Source organism: Streptomyces sp. SID3343, assembly GCF_009865215.1.
Lineage (GTDB): Bacteria > Actinomycetota > Actinomycetes > Streptomycetales > Streptomycetaceae > Embleya.
On sequence record NZ_WWJX01000274.1, the window covers coordinates 1 to 3,108 of the forward strand.

Annotated in this window: 3 protein-coding genes; 2 read left to right on the top strand and 1 reads right to left on the bottom strand. The window is 71.0% G+C overall.

The window, feature by feature from the left end; genetic code table 11:
* Positions 1-29 precede the first annotated feature (29 nt).
* Entirely contained in the window at positions 30-926 is an 897-nt protein-coding gene (locus GT354_RS09535) for a GNAT family N-acetyltransferase (protein WP_161355839.1), read from the bottom strand.
* 301 nt (positions 927-1,227) lie between these two features.
* On the opposite strand from GT354_RS09535, the gene GT354_RS09540 reads away from it, so the two are divergent.
* The gene (locus tag GT354_RS09540; protein ID WP_161355840.1) at positions 1,228-2,298 is read left to right on the top strand and encodes a polyprenyl synthetase family protein; all 1,071 of its coding nucleotides are present in this window, start codon (positions 1,228-1,230) and stop codon (positions 2,296-2,298) included.
* Positions 2,299-2,505: 207 nt separating this feature from the next.
* Positions 2,506-3,108 (top strand): aldo/keto reductase (locus GT354_RS09545; RefSeq protein WP_202511694.1); only part of this gene is annotated, 603 nt, incomplete at its 3' end.

Consider the following 3,108-nt stretch of genomic DNA (forward strand, 5'->3'; position numbering starts at 1 on the left):
GGTCGGTCGGCCGGCCCCGAGTGGTCGGGTCAGCCTGTGGGCTCTTCGGGCTCGGCGATCAGGGCGGTGGCGAGGGCACTGAAACCCAGGCGCGCGTAGATCCGGGCGACGTCGTCGTCGCCCGCGGCCAGGAACACCGTCGAGACGCCTCGGGCACGGGCATCGCCCACGAGCGCCGCGGTCACCGCCAGGCCCAGACCTCGGCGCCGCGCGGCAGGCAGCGTGCCGACGCCGACGACCTCGCTGACCCCGAGTTCGGCCAGCGGTTGGTGCTGACCGGCGCACAGGACGACGCCGGCCTTGTCGATCGCCGCCGCGACCACGGTCAGGCCGGCGCGGATCCGCGCGGTGGTGTTGGCGACCGAGCCGTCCGCGACGAGGGCCCGGGTGGCCTCGGCGAGTTCGGTCGGGCCCTGCGGGCCGATCGCGGTTCCGGGCGCGGCGAAGGCGATGTGCGGAACGGCCAACGCGCTGGGCAGGATCGGGTCGTCGGCATCGAGGACGCGCACGATCGTGCCGTCGGCGAGCACACGCATACCCGGCTCTGCGTTCGAGGGCGGGTCCACCTCGACCTCTGCCCCCGCGCCCGCGTCGAGGGCCATCAGCGGGTGTTCGTGCACGACCAGCCCCGACCGCTCGACCGCCGCGCGCAGCGCCGGCGTCGTCTCGGCGACCCACTCGAAGTTCTCCGGGACCCCCAACTCGCGCTGCCGGGCCCGGACTCGGTCGACAGCCGCCGCATCCACCGTCGTCGCACCCAGGGTGGGTCGCGCGTAATAGGGCCACCCGGCGCCGGCGCGAACGAACAGGGTCAACGCACCGAAGTCCTCGGCACGTGCGGCATTGCGCGGTACGGCGTCGTAGTAGCCCTCCAGCCGGTCGAGCAGTTCGCGGGCGTGGGGTCGAGGGGCATCGGTACGAGTCACTCGGGCATCCAATCAGCCGGGCGTGCTCGACGCGACCGTATTGCGCGGCCGGCGAACCACGTTGTCCCAAAGGGCTTCGATGTCGGGAAACCACGCGAAAGTGGGGTGTGGAAGCACGGATACTCGTACGTGATCACGCACGCCGGGGCGGTGCTTCCGTGCTCGGCTGGTCGGGACTGTCGCGCTCTGCTGGGCTTTGCCCCGGGACGCCGACGGGTGATCCCGACAGTCGCCATCGACGACCCGCCGACTATGCGTGGGACGAGGGCGTTCCGGGGGCTACCCAGGGGGTTTGAACACCGTGACCGAAACACCGCAGGTTTCGTCGGCCGCCCACAAACGTCGCCCCACCCAGCGGGCGCGCAAACCGATCGCGCCGACCGCGTACAGGCGGCCCGAACCACCGTACGTGGACGTACCCTCGGTGCTCGCGGCCGAGTTCGCGCGCCGTTGGCCGCAGGACGCCGACGGTATGGACGCGGTACACGGCTACGCGCTCCTGCCGACCGGCAAGCTCCTGCGGCCGGCGCTCGTGTTGTACGCCGCGCTCGCGGTCGGCGGGGAGGTCGAACACGCGCTGCCCGCGGCCGTCGGCATGGAGTGCGTGCACACCGGCAGCCTGATGCACGACGACATCATCGACGCCGACGACGAACGCCGCGGCCGGCCCGCTGTACACGTGGCGTTCGGTCCGGAGCGAGCGATCATCGCGGGCAGCAGCCTGTATTTCCGCTGGTTTCGCACGCTCGCCGAATGTGCGCGGCACGGGGCGCCGGCCGAACGGATCGCCCGCGCGATGGCCGCCCAGGCCGACGGCGGTACGGCCATGTGCCAGGGCGTGTTCGACGAGATCGATCTCGCCGGCGAACCGGACTGTCCGATCGACGACTACCTGGGGATGGCCGCGAACAAGACCGGCGCCCTACTGTCCACGGCATGCCGGGTCGGCGCGATCCTGGGCGGCGCAGACGACGCGCAGGTGGAAGCGCTCGGCGCGTTCGGACGGCACATGGGACTCGCCTTCCAGATCCGTGACGACCTGTTGCCGTACGACGACGCGTCGGCGGCGAAGATGGGCAAGCCCGCCGACAGCGACGTCAGCAACCACCGTCCGACGTTGCCCGTGCTGCTCGCGTTCCAGCGCGGCACGGACGAACAGCGCGCCGCCGTCCGGCACGCCCTGATGCACGAGTCGAATCCGCAGACCGCGTTGACCCGCATGCGCGCCCTGGTGGAGACCACCGGCGCACTCACCGAAACCCGTTCCTTGGCCGACCGCTACGAACAGACCGCCCGCGACGCGATCGCGTGGTTGCCCGCCAACCCGTACACCGAGATCCTGACCGGCTGGGCCGGCCCGAAGGCGAGGTGAGCCGACGGCCGTGCGGCCGGCCGCCGCGGCGCGGAGCGGAATGGGCTGTGGTGTCTGAGCGTTCTCCTCGCGGGCGAGGCACCCGACAGTGGGATTCGGTCGTGGTGCATCGCTTTCGGCGGTGTGTGGCGTAGGTGGCGCGCCCGCCGGGAACGGTTGGAAGTCGTTCGGGCCGCACGGGTCTGCGCGCAGACAGGAAGGCATCCCATGAGCAACTCGTCGGCATCGCGGGTCGCGGACGCGTCGGGCATCGTCCGGATCGGCGGCGATCTGCCCGTCAATCGGCTCGGTTACGGGGCCATGCAGCTCACCGGTCCGGGCGTGTGGGGCGAGCCGAAGGATCGGCGGGAGGCGATCCGGGTGCTGCGGCGGGCCGTCGAGTTGGGGGTGAACTTCATCGACACGGCCGACTCGTACGGCCCGTTCGTCAGCGAACAGCTCATCCGCGAGGCCCTGCATCCGTATCGCGACGACGTGGTCGTCGCGACCAAGGGCGGCTTCGCCCGGACCGGGCCGGGGCAGTGGCGCGCACTGGGGCGTCCCGAATATCTGCGCCAACAAACCGAACTGAGCCTGCGTCACCTGGGTCTGGAGCGCATCGACCTGTATCAACTGCACCGCATCGACCCACAGGTGCCGTTGGCCGACCAACTCGGCGAACTGGGTCGGTTGCGGGAGGAGGGCAAGATCCGGCACATCGGATTGTCCGAGGTTTCGGTCGAGGAACTCCGCCGGGCCCGCGAGATCGTCGACATCGTGTCGGTGCAGAACCTGTACAACCTCGCCAACCGCAAGGCCGAGGACGTCCTG